This is a genomic window from Caulobacter sp. GW821-FHT10F06 (genome assembly GCF_058809215.1).
On the sequence record NZ_JBXASK010000003.1, the window covers coordinates 130,653 to 148,528 of the forward strand.

Genomic DNA, 17,876 nt, shown 5'->3' on the forward strand with positions numbered 1-17,876 from the left:
GCATGACCCGCGCCCCCGTCTATCTCGACTACAACGCCACCGCGCCAATCCGTCCGGAAGCGCGGGACGCGCTGTTGCGTGCGCTGGAGGCTCCCGCCAACCCCTCATCCGTCCACGCCGCCGGCCGCGCGGCGCGCGATCTGGTGGAAAAGGCTCGCGCCCAAGTCGCCGCCCTGGTCGGCGTGCCGTCGGGTTCTGTCACCTTCGTCAGCGGCGGCACCGAGGCCAACGCCCTGGCCATCGAAAGCGCCAAGGCCGCAGGCTTCGAGCGGATTATCGTCGGGGCCACTGAGCACGACGCCGTGGTCGAGACCGCCAAGGTCTCTGGCCTGCCGGTCGCGACCTGGCCTGTGGATAACTTCGGCGTCGCCGATCTGGCCTGGCTGGAAGCCGAATTGGCCAAGCCCGGCCGCGCGCTGATCTGCCTGATGCTGGCCAACAACGAGACCGGCGTCATCCAGCCGGTCGCGGCGGCTTCCGCCCTGGTGCGCGCCGCCGACGGCTGGCTGCATGTCGATGCCGTGCAGGCGGCCGGCAAGATCGCCATCGATTTCTCCGCCCTCGGCGCCGATACGATGGCCCTGTCGGCCCACAAGCTGGGCGGGCCGCAGGGCGTCGGCGCCTTGGTCGCCGGCACGCGCGCCGTCCTGCATCGTCGCCAGCACGGCGGCGGTCAGGAGCGTGGCCGTCGGGCCGGCACCGAGAACGTCGCGGGCATCGCCGCCTTCGGAGCGGCCGCCGATGCGGCGTCTCGCGACCTTGCCTCGATGGCCAAACTGGGCCATTGGCGCGACGCCCTGGCTGAACGCGTCAAGGCGGAAGGCGCGGTCGTGCTCGGGGAGGGTGTCGATCGCCTGCCCCAAACCCTGTGCTTCGCCGGCGAAGGCTTCGGCTCCGAGATCCAGGTGATGAACCTGGATCTGGCGGGCGTGATGGCCAGCGCCGGCAGCGCGTGCTCATCGGGCAAGGTCAAGGCCAGCCGTGTGGTGGAAGCCATGGGCCGACCCGATCTGGCTCCGTTCGCCCTTCGGGTCAGCGGTGGCTGGGCGAGCACGGAAGACGACTGGATCAAATGCGGCGACGCCTGGCTCGCCGCCTGGAAGCGTATCGGCGCTCGGCGTCGGGAGGTGGCTTGATGGCCGCGGTCAAAGAGACTGTCGAAACCGTAGCGGCGCTCGAGAAGTACGAGCACGGCTTCACGACCGAAATCGATCAGGAGTTCGCCCCCAAGGGCCTCTCCGAGGACATCGTGCGCTTCATCTCGGCCAAGAAGGAAGAGCCCCAGTGGATGCTGGATTGGCGCCTGGAGGCCTATCGCCGCTGGCTTGAGTTGGAAGAGCCCAACTGGGCCAAGGTGAACTACCCGAAGATCGACTATCAGGACTCCTACTACTACGCCGCGCCCAAGACCAAGGATGGTCCCAAGAGCCTGGACGAGGTCGATCCCGAGTTGCTGGCCGTCTACGCCAAGCTCGGCATCCCGCTGAAGGAGCAGGAAGTTCTGGCGGGTGTCGAGGGCGCTCCGCGCTATGCCGTGGACGCGGTGTTCGACAGCGTCAGCGTGGTCACCACCTTCAAGAAGGAGCTGGCGGCGGTCGGCGTGATCTTCTGCTCGATGAGCGAGGCGATCCGCGAGCATGGCGATCTGGTGCGCCAGTATCTGGGCTCGGTGGTGCCGACCTCGGACAACTATTTCGCCTGTCTCAACAGCGCGGTCTTCAGCGACGGCTCGTTCGTCTACATCCCGCCGGGCGTGCGTTGCCCGATGGAGCTGTCGACCTATTTCCGCATCAACGCCAAGGACAGCGGCCAGTTCGAGCGGACGCTGATCATCGCCGACAAGGGCGCCTATTGCTCCTATCTCGAGGGCTGCACGGCCCCGATGCGCGACGAGAACCAGCTGCACGCGGCCGTGGTCGAGCTCGTCCTGTTGGACGACGCCGAGATCAAATATTCCACCGTCCAGAACTGGTATCCGGGCGATCCGGAGACCGGCAAGGGCGGCATCTACAACTTCGTCACCAAGCGCGCCGACTGCCGGGGCGACCGCTCCAAGGTCAGCTGGACGCAAGTCGAGACCGGCTCGGCCGTAACCTGGAAATATCCGTCCTGCGTGCTGCGCGGCGAGGGCAGCTCGGGCGAGTTCTACTCGATCGCCGTGACCAACGGTCACCAGCAGGCCGACACCGGCACCAAGATGATCCACCTGGGCGCCAACACCCGCTCGCGGATCGTCGCCAAGGGCATCAGCGCGGGCAAATCGACCAGCACCTATCGCGGCCTGGTATCGGCCCACCCCAAGGCCAAGGGCGCGCGCAACTTCACCCAGTGCGACAGCTTGCTGATCGGCAAGACCTGCGCGGCCCACACAGTCCCGTACATCGAGGCCCGCAACGGCCAGTCGGTGTTCGAGCACGAGGCCACCACCACCCGCCTGTCGGACGACCAGCTGTTCTATTGCCAGCAACGCGGCCTTTCGCAGGAAGAAGCCGTGGCCCTGCTGGTCAACGGCTTCGTCAAGGACGTGTTGCAACAACTGCCCATGGAATTCGCCGTCGAAGCTCAAAAGCTGGTCGCGATTTCCCTTGAAGGATCCGTTGGTTAAAGATGCTTTCTATCCAGAACCTCCACGCGCGCGTCGAAGACAAGCCGATCCTGAAGGGCGTGACGCTCGATGTTCCCGCCGGGCAGGTGCACGCCATCATGGGGCCGAACGGGGCGGGCAAGTCGACCCTCTCCTACGTGCTCACGGGGCGTGGCGGCTATGAGGTCACCGAGGGCTCGGCACACCTGAATGGCGAGGACCTGCTGGCCCTGGACGCCAACGAGCGCGCCGCCAAGGGGCTGTTCCTATCGTTCCAATATCCCTTGGAAATTCCGGGCGTTCCGGCGCTTACCTTTATTCGCACCGCTCTCAACGCCCAGCGTCGCGCGCGCGGCGAGGACGAGATCGCCGCCCCGGCCTTCCTGAAGCTGGCCAAGGAGAAGGCCGCCTCGCTGAAGATCGACTTTGAGATGCTGAAGCGCGGCCTGAATGTCGGCTTCTCGGGCGGTGAGAAGAAGCGGATGGAAATCTTTCAAATGGCGATGCTTTCGCCGAAGTTCCTCATCCTCGACGAAACCGACAGCGGCCTGGATATCGACGCCCTGAAGATCGTCTCTGAAGGCGTCAACGCCCTGCGCAGCCCTGAGCGCGGCATGCTGGTGATCACCCACTATCAGCGCCTGCTGGACTACATCAAACCCGACCGCGTCCACGTGCTGGCCGCCGGCCGCATCGTCGCTTCGGGCGGCCCGGAACTGGCGCTGCAGCTGGAAGCCGAAGGCTACGACAAGTATGCGAGCGCCGCGGCATGAGCCTGGCCTCCGCCCTCAAGACCGGCGACCTGACCGAGCTACCCTCGCGCCGCGACGAGGACTGGCGCTGGACCGATCTGCGCGGCCTGATCCGGACCCTGCCGCCGATCTCGCCGAAGTTCGAGAGCGACGTCGGCGCCGGTCCGTTCGCGGCGGACGAGACCCTGACCATCGTCAACGGCCAGGGCGGCGTTGAGCTGACCGTCGGCGCCGGCGAGACCCGCGTCGTCGCTCTGCGTCTGATCTCGGCCACCGCCGCGACGGCCCATGCCGGCCGCGTGCGGATTTCGGTGGGCGAAGGCGCGCGCCTGACCCTGCTCGAAAGCCACGAAGGCCTGGCCGACAGCTATCTGTCGGAGATCACGTTCGACATTCGGGTCGCCAAGGACGCCGTCGTCGAACGCATCGTGATGGCTTCGGACGCGACCGACGCCGTTTCGGTCGTCGACGCCGAGGTCGCCCTGTCGGCCGGCGCCAATTACGCCCAGACGATCCTGACCACCGGCGCTCGTCGCCAGCGGATCGAGACCCGCGTCGCCCATCCTGGCGCCCATGCCGACCTGCGTTTGGACGGGATCTATCTGCTCGACGCCCAGCGTCATGCCGACCTGACCACCCAGGTCACCCACGACGGCGTCGATGGCACGACCTCGCAATTGACCAAGGGTATGGTCGCCGACCAGGCGCGCGGCGTGTTCCAGGGGCGGATCATCGTCCAGCCCGGCGCCGACCAGACCGACGCCCGCATGGGCCACCACGCCCTAATCCTCTCGGACAAGGCCGAGGTCGACGCCAAGCCCGAACTGCTGATCTTCGCCGACGACGTCTCCTGCGCCCACGGCAACACCATCGGCGCCCTGGACGAGCAGGCGATCTTCTACGCCCGCCAGCGCGGCATTCCCGAACTGGAAGCCCGCGCCATGCTGACCGAGGCCTTCGTTGGCGAAGTCGTCGAGCGCATCGCGCATGACGCCGCCCGCGAGGTCGCACGCGCCTGGGTCGCCCAGCGCCTGGGACGGAGCATCGACTGATGGCTTTTGACGCCCCCTTCGATGTCGAGGCGATCCGCGCCCAGTTCCCGATCCTGCAACGGACCGTGCACGGCAAGCCGCTGATCTATCTGGACAGCGCCGCCAGCGCCCAGAAGCCCGACGCGGTGCTGGACACCATGGTCGGCCTGGCCCGCACCTCCTACGCCAACGTCCATCGCGGCCTGCACACGCTCGCCAATGAAACGACGGAAGCCTACGAAAAGGCTCGGGAAACGGTCGCGAAGTTCATCAACGCCGAACCGACCGAAATCGTCTGGACCAAGAGCGCCACCGAGGCGGTCAACCTGGTCGCCAGCTCATTCGGCCTGTCGCTGAACGCCGGCGACGAGATCGTCATCTCCGAGATGGAGCACCACGCCAACATCGTGCCGTGGCACTTCCTGCGCGAGCGCAAGGGCGTGGTCCTGAAGTTCGTGCCGGTGCTCGACGACGGACGTCTCGATATGGAGGCCTTCAAGGGCCTGCTGTCGGCGAAGACCAAGATGGTCGCCATCACCCACATGTCGAACGTGCTGGGCACGGTCAACGACGTGGCCGGGATCGTCCGCCTGGCCCACGCGGCCGGCGCTCAGGTGTTGCTCGACGGCTGTCAGGCCATCGTCCACTCCAAGGTCGACGTGAAGGCGCTGGACGTCGATTTCTACGTCTTCTCCGGCCACAAGCTCTACGGCCCCACCGGCATCGGCGTGCTCTACGGCAAGACCGAGCGCCTCGCCGCCCTGCCGCCTTATCAGGGCGGCGGCGAGATGATCGGCTCGGTGTCGATGGACGCCATTACCTATGCCGACCCGCCGCACCGCTTCGAAGCCGGTACGCCCGCGATCCTGGAGGCTGTCGGCCTGGGCGCGGCGATCGAATGGCTGGACGGCCTGGATCGCGACGCCGCCTTCGCCCACGAGCACGCCCTCTATGAGCGGGTCGCCGAGCGGCTGCGCGGCGTCAACGGCTTGAGAATTCTCGGCGAGGCGCCCGGCAAGGGCGCGGTGCTGTCGTTCACGGTCGAGGGTGTCCACGCCCACGACCTGGCCCAAGTGCTGGACCGTTACGGCGTCGCCGTCCGCGCCGGCACCCACTGCGCCGAGCCCTTGATGCGCAGATTTGGCGTCACGTCGAGCGCTCGCGCTTCCTTCGCCCTATATAACACAGAGGCCGAGGCCGACGCGTTCGTGGATGCGCTGGCCAAAGCCCGCAGTTTCTTCAGTTGAGCCCCGCATGACCGACGCCGCCGCGCCCGTTCCCGAGACCACTTCGGCTCTTCCCAAGGAAGAGCTGGCCAAGCTGACCGATCTGCTGATCGAGAAGCTGAAGTCGGTCTATGATCCGGAAATCCCGGTCGACATCTATGAGCTGGGCCTGATCTACAAGGTCGATGTCTCCGACGAGAAAGATATCGCCATCGACATGACCCTGACCGCGCCGGGCTGCCCGGTGGCCGGGGAAATGCCGGGCTGGGTCAAGGATGCGATCATGGAGATCCCGGGCCTGAAGTCGTGCACCGTCGACCTGGTCTTCGAGCCGCCATGGGACGCCTCGCGGATGAGCGACGAGGCCAAGCTGCAACTGAACATGTTCTGATCGGTTCGAACGCCATGGATATCGCCGTCACGCCCCGCGCCCGTCGCCCCCGTCCCAAGGTCGTCACCTTGACCGACGCCGCGGCCGCGCGCGTGAAGGAGATCATGGCCCGGGCGGATAAGCCTTACGCGGGTCTTCGAGTAGGCGTGAAGAACGGCGGCTGCGCCGGTTCGGAATATGTCTTCGAATACGCCGCCGAGAAGAACCCGCTCGACGAGGTGGTCGAGGACAAGGACGTCACCATCCTGATCGACCCCAAGGCGGTGCTGTTCCTGATCGGCACCACGATCGATTACGAGACCGCCAAGCTGTCGTCGAAGTTTGTGTTCAACAATCCGAACGAGACCGACGCCTGCGGCTGCGGCGAGAGCGTGACGATCCAGCCCGCGATCGAGACGGAGCACTAGGATGCTGGCGCGCACACCTTGCTGCGTCGAATGCGGCCTTGTTTGGGGCGCGCCGAGCTTCCGGCATGAGGACCAGACTCCGCTTTACTGGTCGGATCGCGGGATCCTGTGCTCGGTCGGTTGCGCCTCGGAGCATTTCCGCAAGCGCAAGGCCGACCGGACGTTCATCGCGATCCCGCTGGATTGCCCGGTGCAGGTCGACTGATCCTTTGAACCCTCTCCCATAGGGACGGGGCGGTTTGGGTGTTGGGAGTTCGATGGCGTGCTGGCACGTCTTCAGGCCTCATAACCCCTGATCCTCCTACCGCTGCGCGGCGGGCCCTCCTTCTCCCTACGGGAGAAGGGACGCGGTGGCGGGTTCGGCCTGCGGCGCCACGTTCGTCCGACCATTCCACTCCACTAGCACCGACGGCTTCACCGGCTCACCACGCGCCTGGGCGATCAGTTCGTTGGTGCGGGTCTCGATGACCTGCTCCATGCGCGCCATGAAGTCATCCTTGGCAAGCCCCGGCATGATCGGCGGCATGAACTCGACCGTCGCCTGGCCGGCGGTCTTCTGCTTGTCGGTCTGACGCCAGAAGCAGCCCAGATTGGTCGCCACCGGCACGACCGGCAGGTCGAAGTCCTTGCTCATGTAGTAGACGCCGGTGCGATAGCGGAACCGCTCTCCCGGCGCGGCCAGATGCCCCTCGGGATAGATGAGGATGCGGCGCCCGTCGGCGGCGACCTGGGCGGCGCTTTCCGACAGGGCCTTGCGGGCTTCCGGCCCACCGCAGCTGTCGACGACAATGGCGCCGAACTTCTTCAGGATCGCCCCGACCAGCGGAAACTTTTCCAGGTGGTCGCCGGTCACGAAGCTGAGGTTCTCGACATTAGCGAACATCACGAAGCCGTCGCCCCAGCTATGATGCTTGGCGGCGATGATGAAGGCGCCCTTGGGCAGGTTCTCCTGGCCCTTCAGGTCGATCTTGATTCCGGCGAAGGTCCGCAGCGCCCACAGCATCCGTTGACTGTAGAGCCGCAGGGCGAAGGCGATGGGCTTGCGGCCCGGGAGTAGGGCGGAGAGCGCGGCCGACAGGCCGTAGAAGATCGACAGGACCCAGTAGTAGGCGTTGAACAGCGCGCTGCGCATGGTTCGATATTCCTTGATGGGAACGACTTAACGGGCGACGAGCACGGCCTGGACGGCCGCGGTCATCAAGGAGGCGTGGGCGGAGAGGGCGTCTTCGCCCAAACGGCCATAGGCCTTGTTCTGGGCGGTTTGGGCGATCACGCCGATGGCCATGGCGGCGATCACGCGCGGGTCGCCCGGCGGCAACTCGGTGGCCAACATGGCGCGCTTGATGACGCCCTCGACTAAAGTCACCGGGTCTTGGCCGTCTTCCTGATAGTAGGGCAGGAAGTGGTGCAGGTGCAGCAAGTGGAAAGAGAACAGCAGCCAGTCCTCGTCGGCCACCGTACAATAGGCGGCGACCAGCGCGGCGGCCTTGGCGTTGACGCTCTTGCTGGCGTCGGCCGTCTGCGCGATCAGGTCCGACAGCCGGCGGTGGGTGGCCATGAACAGGCCCAGGGCCAGTTCATCCTTGCTCTTCCAGTGGCGGTAGATCGCGCCCTCGGACACACCCGCCTTGGCGGCGATGGCCTTGGTGGTGGCGGCGTCGACGCCGTCGCTGACGAAGACCTCGAGTGCGGCGCGTTCGATGCGGGGTTTGGCGCTCATGAGACGAGATTACCGCAATGGTTCAGATAAGCAAGTGAACGCTCACATACATATTCCACGGCGTTGACCCGGGACGTCGAGGCGGCCTAATCCAGCCCATGGTCAAAACCGTCTTGGTCTATTCGATGGGCGAAGTGATCGGCGACGGGCTGATCAAGCTGCCCTTCATCGCCGGCCTGCGCGCCGCCTTTCCGGACGCCCGGATCACCTGGTGCGCCGCCAAGGGCGAGACGGTCTATGTCGGGCCGCTGAAGACCGTGGTCGAGGGCTATGTCGACGAGGTGATCCTCGACGGCGTCACCGGCGAGCGTCCGCGCGATATCCTGCCCTGGGTCAGGCCGTTCGGCGGTCGCAGGTTCGACCTCGTCATCGACACCCAGGAGAACCTGCGCCGCAGCGCCGTGGCCAGTCGAGCGGCGGGGGCCTTGGTGTCGGCGGCTCGGCTGGCGAGGACCCGAGACTGGCCCGTGGCCGTCACCGACCGCCTGGCCCGCCTGCTGGCCCTGGCGTCGGACGGGCAGGGCGCGCCGACGCCGATCACCTTGACCCACAAGGACGCTCTTGAAGCCGCCAAGGCCCTGCTGCCCGACGGTCCGACCTATGTCGGTCTGGCGCCTGGCGCTGGCGGCCAGGACAAGCGCTGGCCGCTGGAGCGCTACATCGCGTTGGCCCAGCACCTGGAAACGACGGGCGTGACGCCGGTGTTCTTCTTCGGGCCCGACGAGGTCGACGACGCGGCCAAGACCCGGCGTGATGTTCCCGGCGCCCGGTTTCCGGAAGCCGATCGCCGAGACGCCTATCCGCACGTGAAGGGACCGCTGCTGGTCATCGCCCTGGCCGGCCGGCTCGCCGCCGCCGTGGCCAACGACGCCGGTCCCGGTCACATGCTGGCCGCCGGCGGCGCGCCGTTGCTGTCGCTGCAGAAGGATCGGCGCAAGGCGGTGAAGTTCCGTCCCGCCGCCGCGCGACTTGAGATGCTGGTGGCGGAGGACTACGGACACGATATGGCCGCCTTGCCCAGCGATGCGGTCCACGCCGCTCTCTCGCGGCTGATGTCCGGAGTCGCCTAGTATGCCCATCCTCGCGCCCATCTCGGCGGGCGAACTGATCGACAAGATCACCATCTTGCGCGTGAAGGCCGCGCGGATCGGCGACGCCGCCAAGGAGGCCAATGTCCGCAAGGAGCTGGCCCTGCTGGAGGCCACGGCGGCCGAGCACCTGCCGGCCTCAGACGAGATCGACCGACTGACCGCCGATCTGACCGCCGTCAACGCCGCCCTGTGGGACATCGAGGACGGCAAGCGCGACTGCGAGCGCCGCCAGGATTTCGGCCCGGACTTCGTGGCCCTGGCCCGCCGCGTCTATATCGACAACGATCAGCGCGCCGCCATCAAGCGCGCGATCAACGCAGCGGCGGGGTCGGAGATCGTGGAGGAAAAGAGCTACAAGCCGTATCTCGCATGACCAAGGTCGTTCGCGACAGGCGGGCGATGGTGGCTGGCATGATGCCGGAACTGATGGCCGGCGACTATGTGTTCTGCGCCGCCAAGGGTGATTGGCTTTGGCTGGAGCCGTTGGCGATGTTCCGCGAGGCCGAGGGCGTAAGCCTGATCCTGGAGCGCGGGAAGGCCGAGGCGCACGGATTCGCGGTCGCGGACCCGATGCGGCTGATCACGTTGAACGTCTATTCAGCCCTGGACGGCGTGGGTCTTACGGCGGCCGTGGCCACGGCGCTGGCCAAGGCCGGGATCGCCTGCAACATGGTCGCAGCCCTGCGCCACGACCATGTCTTCGTGCCGGCTGACATGGCCGACAAGGCGCTGGCGATTCTGCTGGACCTTCAGGCGAGCGCCGTTAGCGCCCCTTGAAGGCCGCGACCCGCTTCTGAAGGAAGGCGCTGACGCCCTCGATGAAGTCCTCGGTCTTGCCGGCGAACTTCTGGGCCTTGCGCTCGGCGTGCAGCTGGCCGTTCCAGTCGGCGTCGAGGCTCTCCCAGACCAGCTTGCGGATCGCGCCCAGGGCAGCCGGGCCGTTGGCCAGTTCCTTGGCGATCGTCGTCGCCGTGGCCTGCAATTCGGCGTCCGGCACGCAGCGATTGACGAGACCCCATTCGAAGGCCTTGGCGGCGGGGATCTTGTCGCCCAGCAGCATCATCTCCATGGCCCGCGCCTTGCCGATCAGGCGCGGCAGCAGGTAGGTCGAACCGCCGTCCGGCACCAGGCCGATGCGCCGGAAGGCTTGCAGGAAATAGGCGCTTTCGCCGGCCACGATCATGTCGCCCATCAGGGCCAGCGAGCAGCCGACCCCGGCCGCCGCGCCGTTGACGGCGGTGACGATGGGGTGCGGGAAATCCCGCAACGCGGTCATCATCGGATTGTAGATGGTCTCCAGCGCCGAGCCGGCGTCCGGCTTGCCGTCGACGTCCAGTTCACGGCCGGCCGCGCCGCCGCCCGACAGATTGGCCCCCGAGCAGAAGCCGCGACCTTCGCCCGTGATGACGACGGCCCGGGCCTCGACCTTGCCATGCGCTATGGCGGCCAGGGCGTGGATGATCTCCTTGGCCAGGTCGAGACTGGCGGCGTTCAGGGTCGTCGGGTCGGACAGGGTGATCGTCGCCACGCCATCCTCGGCGGTCAGGCGGATTTTCTGATAGTCCACGGCGTCCTCCCAAGGCTCTTACGCTCTTGAGACTAGCTAGGCGCCCTTCACCCGGGGGAAGGCCAGAGGGTTTTTCACACGAAAACGCCGCCGTTCGCGAAAACGGCGGCGTTCGATCGTCGTTTATGACGCTGAAGACTAGGCGGCGTTGGCCGAAGCCGGCTTGCCCTCGGCGGAGCTGACCTTGTTGCGGCCACCGCGCTTGGAGGCGTAGAGGGCCGCGTCGGCGCGTTCCATCAGCGAGTGGCCGCTTTCGTCCTTGTGACGCTCGGCGAAGCCCGAGGAAATCGTGATCGTGCCCAGGTCCTCGTTCGTCGAGCGACGCTTGAGCATGCGCGAGGAGACCTCGACGCGGATCTCTTCCAGGCAGCTGGCGACGATCGACGCCGATTCCCGCGGGAAGATCATCGCGAACTCCTCGCCGCCGTAGCGGGCGGCGAAGCGCGGCATGGCGGCCACGCGGCCGATCACCGAAGCGACGTAGCGGATGACCTGGTCGCCGGTCTGGTGGCCCCAGGTGTCGTTGAAGCCCTTGAAATGGTCGATGTCGAGGACGGCCAGGCAAAGGCTGCTGCCGGCTTCGTCGCCTTCCTGGCAGGCGCGATCCAGTTCCTCGTCGAAAGCCTTGCGGTTGGCGAGGTTGGTCAGGCCGTCGGTCGTGGCGTCGCGGCGAACCTGTTCCAGGTGCTCGCGCAGGCGATCGACCTCGGCTGTGGATTCGGCCAGGCGCGATTCCAGCGACTGGTTTTCCTTGTGAACGCGGCGGGTGGCCTCGGCCAGGCTGGTGACGACGTTCTTGATCGAGGCTGCGTCGGTGCTGGCGCCGAGGTCCTTGGTCACGCCGGCCAGTTGCTTGCCGAAGGCCGCGTTGGTCTTCTGGGCGTTCTGGATAGCCTTGGAGACCGACTCCAGTTCCTTGCTCAGCAAGTCGCCGGCGTCGCGGATTTGTTCGTTCAGGCGCGCCTTGGGCAGGTAGGTCGCTGCGAGCTCTTCGCTGACCAGTTCGGTCATCGGTTCGCCCAGCGAGATCAGCCGGGTCAGCTCTCGCGCCAGGGCGCCTTCGGGATCGGCGACGTAATGAGTCCAGAGTTCGAAATTGAGCGCGGTGGGCCACACCTGATGGCGCTCCATCAGCTCCAAGGCGCGTTTCGCGATCTTGTAGGCCTCAGGGCCGCGCAGCGTGGTTTCGACGTCCGACATCTTATCTTCCCCCAATCGGCGCGCTCCTTAGCGAGAATGCCGATCGCTTGGACCGTCACCTTAGCGCCGAGAGTTCAAACGAGGGGTTAAGAGCGAACAAGGTTCTCTTGCGCTTCTTCCGGCTCTTGATCATTGTGAACACTGATAAGATGAGCCCAAGGCGGGCCGCTCGGGAGGATGGCAGTCATGAACGCGCCGGTGAATCTGGGTTTCGAGGCTCACAAAGCCGAAATGAATCATGTGCTTGCGCGCCAGAAGGCGGCGCACCTGCGCGAGGGGCCACCCGACGCGGCCAAGCGCATCGAACGCATCAATCATTGCATCGATCTGTTGGTCGGGCACCAGACGGAAATTGCTCGGGCGATCAGTGATGACTTCGGTTCGCGTTCCCCCGACGCCACGGCCCTGACGGACGTCGCCGGCTCGATCGGACCTCTGAAATTCGCGCGCGACAACCTCGCCAAGTGGATGAAGACCGAAAAGCGCAAGACGACGCCGGCGATCCTGGGCCTGTTCGGGGCCAAGGCCAGCATCCAGTACCAGCCCAAGGGTGTGGTGGGTGTGATCAGCCCCTGGAACTTCCCGGTCAACCTGACCTTCGCGCCGCTGGCCGGCATTCTGGCCGCCGGCAACCGGGCGATGATCAAGCCGTCGGAATTCACGCCGGCGACCTCCGAGCTGATGAAGGCGATGTTCGCCAAGGCCTTCACCGAAGAAGAGATCGCGGTCTTCACCGGCGGTCCCGAGGCTGGGCAAGCCTTCTCCGGCCTCGCCTTCGACCACCTCGTGTTCACCGGCGCCACCTCGGTGGCCCGTCACGTGATGCGGGCCGCCGCCGAGAACCTCGTGCCGGTCACGCTGGAACTGGGCGGCAAGAGCCCGGTGATCCTGTCGCGCGGCGCCGACATGGCCACGGCCGCAGCCCGCATCATGAACGGCAAGACCCTGAACGCCGGCCAGATCTGCCTGGCGCCCGACTATGTGTTCGCGCCGGTCGAGCAGCTCGACAGCTTCGTCGCCGAAGCCAAGGCGTCGGTCGGTCGCTATTTCCCGACCCTGAAGGACAATCCCGACTACACCGCCGTGGTCGCCCAGCGGCACTTCGACCGGATCAGCGGCTATGTCGAGGACGCCCGGGCCAAGGGTGCGACGATTGTCGAGATCAATCCGGCCGGCGAGGACCTGAGCCAGCAGCCGCACCGCAAGATCGCGCCGACCCTGATCCTCAATCCCACCGACGACATGGCGGTGATGCAGGAAGAGATCTTCGGCCCGCTGCTGCCGGTGAAGACCTATCAGAAGGTCGAGGAGGCCGTGGACTACATCAACGCCCGCGACCGGCCGCTGGCGCTCTACTGGTTCGGAACGGACGAGGCCGAGAAGGACCGCGTTCTGGAGCGCACCACCAGCGGCGGGGTCACGGTCAACGACGTGATCTTCCACGTCACGCAGGAGGAACTGCCGTTCGGCGGCGTCGGGCCGGCCGGCATGGGCGCCTATCACGGCCATGACGGGTTCCTGGAGTTTAGCCACAAGAAGGCGGTGTTCCATCAGCTGAAGAAGGACATCGCTCCTATGCTCGGCCTACGTCCGCCCTATGGCGCGGGCATCCGCAAGTATCTGGCCGGGCAGATCAAGCGCTAGCGCGTTTGCCTCCGTCCGAGTCGCGTGGTCGAAAGGCCTGATGAGCTTCGACGCGCCGCTGCACATTCTGGACAACGCCGCGCTGCCGTCGGTGACGGACGCGGCGGTGCTGCGCATGCGGCTGGCCGACAGCGGGCCGTCGGGGACGTTCTGGAAATCGCCGACAGATGCGGCGGCCTCGACGGCAGACGCCGCCTTGGGCGGCAAGGCGGCGTCTGCCTGGCCCTTCGATCGCGCGCCGCCGCCGGTCGAGGCCACGGCGATCTGCCTCGCGCGCGACGTGCTGCATTTTCCGGCCTTCGGCGTAGTGGTCGAGCGCGACGGTCCGCTAAAGGGCGGCGCGCATCTGGGGCCGACCGGCGAGGCCCTGCATCGCTGGCCAAATCTGTCTGGTCTGCCTGGCGTCTCGGTCGAGGCCGGCGCACCGCGTCTGCGCCTGAAGGACGAACCGCCGAGGCTGGAGCGCGCCGCCCTGTTCCTGCCGTGGGGCGCGGGCTTCAACTACGGCCACTTCATTCTCGACGCCCTGACCTCGCTACTGATGCTTGAGGAGCAACGGCTGCTGGACGGCGCCGAGATCGTCGCGCCGCCGCTCAAGGCCTGGCAGCGCGAATTGCTGGTGATGGCCTTTCCGGGCCGCACGGTCCGCGAGCTCGACGCGCCGGTCGTGCGCCTCGACACCGCGCTCTACGCCAGCAGCATGAACCACTTCCTGCATGCGCCCGACGCAACGGTGGCGCGGTTGGCCGCGCGGTTGTCTGCGACCAAGGGTGAGCCGGGGCAGGGCGCTCGACGCGTCTATCTTTCACGGCGAGGCCAGTCGATGCGGGTGATGGTCAACGAGCGGGCCTTGGAGGCGGCGCTCGAGAAGCGGGGCTTCGTCATCGTGCGGCCCGAGGACCTGTCGCCGCTTCAGCAGATCGACCTGATGCGCGACGCTGAGGTCGTGGTGGCGCCGACCGGCGCGGCCCTGGCCAATGCGCTGTTCCTGCCGCCCGGGGCGCGGGTGGTGGAGATCCAGCCCGAGAACTTCAGCAGCCGTTGGGTCTGGGCCGCCTGCCGCCAGGTCGGCGTCGAGTGGCGCGGCTATGTCTGCGGGTCGCCGGCCGGCCGTTGGCGCGCGCCGCTGGCCCGACTGAAACGCGGTTTCAAGTTCGCTTACAGGCCGCCGCTCGACGACCTGCTGGCCTTCATCGACGCGGCGCTCTGAGCTCCTAGCGGCCCATTGCCCAAGGATCGAGCGGCTGGCGCGCCTCGTGCCGGACCAGGCCGTAATAGCCGGCGACCCAGACGATGATCCCGACGACCAGTCCGCCCAGGAAGCCGATCGGCGTGGCGAACCAGATGGTCAGGGCCGTCAGGCCGGCGGCCAGGCTGAGCATCGCCCAGCGCAGCAGCATGTTGAACGCATGATAGGTGCGCTCGTGGGCCAGCAGGTCGGGTGTGATGTCCGGGTCGTTCACGGTGTTCATGCCAAGGACCTCCGAAAGGGCTCGGATCAGGCCAAGGCGTCGCGCGGGAAAGCGGGCGGCGTCCGGCCGAAGCCGAGAACGCCGTTATCCTACGCTCGTTTTGGAGGAATGGCGACGCCTGGACGTCGCCGCCTCGATCAGTCCTCGGCCGAGGCCTTGGGCAGGCGCGGCGGGGCGCGCATCAGGAAGGCCGGGGTGTCGGAGCCGAAACCGACGACGCGGCGGTCGTCGTCATCCTCGCGGCCACGGACCGGCTGGACGCCACGCACCGGCGAGGCCGGACGGGCTTCGCGCTCGGGACGCTCGTTGCGCTCGGGACGCGGACCACGATCGCGGCCGCGCGGCGCGATGCTTTCGGCCTCGACCGGTGCGGCGGCTTCGACGCGTTCCGGACGCGGACCACGCTCGGGACGGCCACGGTCACGGCCACGTTCGCGCGGGGCGCGGATCTCGGCTTCGACCTGAACGTCGGCCTGAACCGCTTCCGACGGCGCTTCGGCCTCGGCGCGCTCGGCGCGGGGGCCGCGCTCGCGGGGCTTGCGGTCGCCACGGCTGCGGGCAGGACGATCCTCGCGGGCTTCCGCCGGCGCGGCTGCCTCGACGACGCCTTCGACCGGCGCGGCGGCTTCGGCCGGGGCGGCCTCCGCGTCGCGACGCGGGCCACGGCCGCCACGGGCCGAGCGTTCGCCCGGCTCGCGCTCGCCGCGATCGCGATCACGCGGCGCGCCACGGCCGCCACGCTTCTTGTCGCCGTCGCGGTGGACGGTGACGGCGCCCGAGTAGTCGAGGTCGAGCTTTTCCTCGTCCGGCGTCGAGCCGATCAGCTTGACGACCTTGTCGAAGCCCTTGTCGTCGGCCGGGGTCACCAGCATGTAGGTCACGCCCGTGCGCCCGGCGCGACCGGTGCGGCCGATACGGTGCACATAGTCGTCGGCGTGGTGCGGGACGTCGTAGTTGAAGACGTGGCTGACGGCCGGGATGTCCAGGCCGCGCGCGGCGACGTCGGAGGCCACCAGGATCTTCAGCGAACCGTCGCGGAAGGCCGCCAGGGTCTTCATGCGCTGGCTCTGGTCCAGGTCGCCGTGGATGGCGGCGGCGTCGAAGCCGTGCGAGCGCAGCGACTTGGCGACGATGTCGACTTCGGTCTTGCGATTGCAGAACACAATGCCGGTTTCAATCTGGGCCTTCTCGACCAGCGCGCGCAGCGCCAAGCGCTTGGCCTTGGGATCGGAGGAAGGCACCTTGACCAGCAGCTGGGTGATGTTGGCGTTGGTCGTCGCCGGCTTGGCCACCTCGATCCGCACGGGATCCTTGAGGAACTGCTTGGTCAGGCGGGTGATTTCCGGCGGCATGGTCGCCGAGAAGAACAGGGTTTGCTTCTTGGGCGGCGTCATCTTGAAGATGCGCTCGATGTCCGGGATGAAGCCCATGTCCAGCATGCGGTCGGCTTCGTCGACGACCAGGAATTGCACGCCGGTCATCAGCAGTTTGCCGCGTTCGAAATGGTCGAGCAGGCGGCCGGGGGTGGCGATCAGCACGTCGACGCCGCGATCAAGTTTCTTTTCCTGATCGCCGAACGACACGCCGCCGATCAGCAGCGCCCACGAAAGCTTGGTGCCCTTGGCGTACTTCTCGAAGGACGAGGCGACCTGGTCGGCCAGTTCGCGAGTCGGGGCGATGACCAGGGCGCGCGGCATGCGCGCCTTGGCGCGGCCATTCATCAGCTTGTCGATCAGCGGCAGGGTGAAGGCGGCGGTCTTGCCGGTGCCAGTCTGGGCGATGCCCAGAACGTCCTGGCCTGCCAGAGCGACCGGGATCGCCTGCGCTTGAATGGGGGTGGCCGTGGTGTAGCCGGTGTCTGCGACCGCTTGAAGGGTCGTGGGCGACAGCCCGAGTTCGGAAAATTCTGTCATGTCATTCTGGCTGAAATTCGAAGCCACCCGTATTTGGGCGAACGGGTGGCGCGGATTCGCCTGACCTGCTCCGAAGCTGGGGATAAATAGGCCGAACCCTGGCAAAGTCAATGATGGCAAGAATTCAAGGGACGGGGCGAGCATGGACGACGGCGGTTGGAAGAGTTCGGCCAAGGCCTGGATCGCCGACATGGGCGAGACCGGCGATTTCGGGCGTCAGCACGTGCTGGACGGTCGGATGGTCGAGCGGCTCCGTGCGCTGACGAAGGGCGATGCGCTGGATGTCGGCTGCGGGGAAGGGCGGTTCTGCCGGATTCTGCGCGCCGAGGGCTTCGCGCCGGTCGGCCTTGATCCGACGGAGGAGCTTCTGGCCGCCGCCCGAGATCGCGATCCGCAAGGCGTCTATGTGGAAGGACGGGCCGAGGCGATGGACTTTCCCGACGCCCGCTTCGACCTGGTGGTCAGCTGCCTCAGCCTGATCGACATCGAACACGCCAAGGCGGCCATCGCCGAGATGGCGCGGGTGCTGAAGCCCGGTGGAACCTTGCTCGTCGCCAATCTCACCGGCTTCAGCACGGCCCGGGCGAATGACGGCTGGCAAAAGGACAGGCTGGGCCGCAGGACGCATTTCGCCATCGATCGCTATCTCGAGGCGCGGTCGACCTGGGAAAGCTGGCGCGGCATCAGAATCGTCAATTGGCACCGGCCGCTCAGCGACTACATGCGCTGGTTCCTGGCGACGGGCCTTGTCCTGACCCATTTCGACGAGCCCCGGGCCACCGGCGGCGAGCCCGCCAAGGCCGAGCGTTACAACCGCGTTCCCTGGTACGTCATCATGGAGTGGCGCAAACCGGCCTGATGGCTGGCGCCCGCCCGCC

General features: G+C 66.9%; 20 protein-coding genes. 14 read left to right on the forward strand and 6 right to left on the reverse strand.

The genetic code is table 11. The features are described from left to right. Positions 1 to 2 precede the first annotated feature (2 nt). The 8 genes from AC1RUS_RS06950 to AC1RUS_RS06985 are packed head-to-tail and all read left to right on the forward strand — an operon-like array spanning position 3 to position 6,596. Positions 3 to 1,136, forward strand: coding sequence for a cysteine desulfurase family protein (locus tag AC1RUS_RS06950; protein ID WP_492914407.1), 1,134 nt, complete (start codon positions 3 to 5; stop codon positions 1,134 to 1,136). Then, positions 1,136 to 2,605 (forward strand): Fe-S cluster assembly protein SufB, encoded by a 1,470-nt coding sequence (gene sufB / locus AC1RUS_RS06955; RefSeq protein WP_492914409.1) that lies wholly within the window; start codon positions 1,136 to 1,138, stop codon positions 2,603 to 2,605. Before AC1RUS_RS06950 ends, sufB begins: the two co-directional genes overlap by 1 nt. Positions 2,606 to 2,607: 2 nt before the next feature. Beyond that, positions 2,608 to 3,357 (forward strand): Fe-S cluster assembly ATPase SufC, encoded by a 750-nt coding sequence (gene sufC, locus AC1RUS_RS06960; RefSeq protein ID WP_492914411.1) that lies wholly within the window; start codon positions 2,608 to 2,610, stop codon positions 3,355 to 3,357. Beyond that, a complete protein-coding gene (gene sufD / locus AC1RUS_RS06965) occupies positions 3,354 to 4,388 on the forward strand; it encodes a Fe-S cluster assembly protein SufD (protein ID WP_492914412.1) in 1,035 nt (344 codons plus the stop codon). Before sufC ends, sufD begins: the two co-directional genes overlap by 4 nt. Continuing rightward, positions 4,388 to 5,614, forward strand: coding sequence for an aminotransferase class V-fold PLP-dependent enzyme (locus tag AC1RUS_RS06970; RefSeq protein WP_492914414.1), 1,227 nt, complete (start codon positions 4,388 to 4,390; stop codon positions 5,612 to 5,614). The genes sufD and AC1RUS_RS06970 overlap by 1 nt, the downstream gene beginning before the upstream one ends. 7 nt (positions 5,615 to 5,621) lie before the next feature. Further along, on the forward strand, positions 5,622 to 5,984 hold the full coding sequence (locus AC1RUS_RS06975) for an SUF system Fe-S cluster assembly protein (RefSeq protein ID WP_492914416.1): 363 nt from the start codon (positions 5,622 to 5,624) through the stop codon (positions 5,982 to 5,984). Positions 5,985 to 5,998: 14 nt separating this feature from the next. Continuing rightward, entirely contained in the window at positions 5,999 to 6,391 is a 393-nt protein-coding gene (locus AC1RUS_RS06980) for a HesB/IscA family protein (RefSeq protein WP_492914419.1), read from the forward strand. A gap of 1 nt (position 6,392) precedes the next feature. Beyond that, entirely contained in the window at positions 6,393 to 6,596 is a 204-nt protein-coding gene (locus tag AC1RUS_RS06985; RefSeq protein WP_492914421.1) for a hypothetical protein, read from the forward strand. 126 nt (positions 6,597 to 6,722) lie between these two features. On the opposite strand, the gene AC1RUS_RS06990 is transcribed toward AC1RUS_RS06985, so the two are convergent. After that, on the reverse strand, positions 6,723 to 7,523 hold the full coding sequence (locus tag AC1RUS_RS06990) for a lysophospholipid acyltransferase family protein (RefSeq protein WP_492914423.1): 801 nt from the start codon (positions 7,521 to 7,523) through the stop codon (positions 6,723 to 6,725). A gap of 27 nt (positions 7,524 to 7,550) precedes the next feature. Further along, positions 7,551 to 8,111, reverse strand: a complete 561-nt coding sequence (locus AC1RUS_RS06995; protein WP_492914425.1) for a TetR/AcrR family transcriptional regulator — start codon at positions 8,109 to 8,111, stop codon at positions 7,551 to 7,553. A gap of 98 nt (positions 8,112 to 8,209) precedes the next feature. On the opposite strand from AC1RUS_RS06995, the gene AC1RUS_RS07000 reads away from it, so the two are divergent. Genes AC1RUS_RS07000 through AC1RUS_RS07010 form a run of 3 tightly spaced genes read left to right on the forward strand, consistent with a single transcriptional unit; the run spans position 8,210 to position 9,979 of the window. Further along, positions 8,210 to 9,181, forward strand: a complete 972-nt coding sequence (locus AC1RUS_RS07000) for a glycosyltransferase family 9 protein (protein WP_492914427.1) — start codon at positions 8,210 to 8,212, stop codon at positions 9,179 to 9,181. Position 9,182: 1 nt separating this feature from the next. Further along, positions 9,183 to 9,575, forward strand: coding sequence for a DUF6165 family protein (locus AC1RUS_RS07005; protein ID WP_492914430.1), 393 nt, complete (start codon positions 9,183 to 9,185; stop codon positions 9,573 to 9,575). Next, positions 9,572 to 9,979 carry an ACT domain-containing protein gene (locus tag AC1RUS_RS07010; protein WP_492914432.1) on the forward strand — a complete coding sequence of 136 codons (408 nt, stop codon included), beginning with the start codon at positions 9,572 to 9,574 and terminating at the stop codon, positions 9,977 to 9,979. The genes AC1RUS_RS07005 and AC1RUS_RS07010 overlap by 4 nt, the downstream gene beginning before the upstream one ends. Here AC1RUS_RS07010 and AC1RUS_RS07015 read toward each other — a convergent pair. Continuing rightward, positions 9,966 to 10,769: an enoyl-CoA hydratase/isomerase gene (locus tag AC1RUS_RS07015; protein ID WP_492914434.1), complete on the reverse strand. Its 804-nt coding sequence runs from the start codon at positions 10,767 to 10,769 to the stop codon at positions 9,966 to 9,968. The two genes, AC1RUS_RS07010 and AC1RUS_RS07015, sit on opposite strands and share 14 nt — an antisense overlap. Positions 10,770 to 10,907: 138 nt before the next feature. Then, positions 10,908 to 11,969, reverse strand: coding sequence for a GGDEF domain-containing protein (locus AC1RUS_RS07020; RefSeq protein ID WP_492914436.1), 1,062 nt, complete (start codon positions 11,967 to 11,969; stop codon positions 10,908 to 10,910). Positions 11,970 to 12,155: 186 nt separating this feature from the next. Here AC1RUS_RS07020 and AC1RUS_RS07025 point away from each other — a divergent pair, with 186 nt between their 5' ends. After that, positions 12,156 to 13,613 carry a coniferyl aldehyde dehydrogenase gene (locus AC1RUS_RS07025; RefSeq protein WP_492914438.1) on the forward strand — a complete coding sequence of 486 codons (1,458 nt, stop codon included), beginning with the start codon at positions 12,156 to 12,158 and terminating at the stop codon, positions 13,611 to 13,613. A gap of 40 nt (positions 13,614 to 13,653) precedes the next feature. Continuing rightward, the gene (locus AC1RUS_RS07030) at positions 13,654 to 14,823 is read left to right on the forward strand and encodes a glycosyltransferase family 61 protein (RefSeq protein WP_492914440.1); all 1,170 of its coding nucleotides are present in this window, start codon (positions 13,654 to 13,656) and stop codon (positions 14,821 to 14,823) included. A gap of 4 nt (positions 14,824 to 14,827) precedes the next feature. Here AC1RUS_RS07030 and AC1RUS_RS07035 read toward each other — a convergent pair whose 3' ends face one another. Both AC1RUS_RS07035 and AC1RUS_RS07040 read right to left on the reverse strand, forming a co-directional pair. Continuing rightward, positions 14,828 to 15,085 carry a hypothetical protein gene (locus AC1RUS_RS07035; RefSeq protein WP_492914442.1) on the reverse strand — a complete coding sequence of 86 codons (258 nt, stop codon included), beginning with the start codon at positions 15,083 to 15,085 and terminating at the stop codon, positions 14,828 to 14,830. A gap of 137 nt (positions 15,086 to 15,222) precedes the next feature. Beyond that, positions 15,223 to 16,998: a DEAD/DEAH box helicase gene (locus tag AC1RUS_RS07040; protein ID WP_492914444.1), complete on the reverse strand. Its 1,776-nt coding sequence runs from the start codon at positions 16,996 to 16,998 to the stop codon at positions 15,223 to 15,225. A 142-nt stretch (positions 16,999 to 17,140) separates the two neighbouring features. On the opposite strand from AC1RUS_RS07040, the gene AC1RUS_RS07045 reads away from it, so the two are divergent. Next, positions 17,141 to 17,857 carry a class I SAM-dependent methyltransferase gene (locus AC1RUS_RS07045; RefSeq protein WP_492914446.1) on the forward strand — a complete coding sequence of 239 codons (717 nt, stop codon included), beginning with the start codon at positions 17,141 to 17,143 and terminating at the stop codon, positions 17,855 to 17,857. The last annotated feature ends 19 nt before the right edge of the window (positions 17,858 to 17,876 follow it).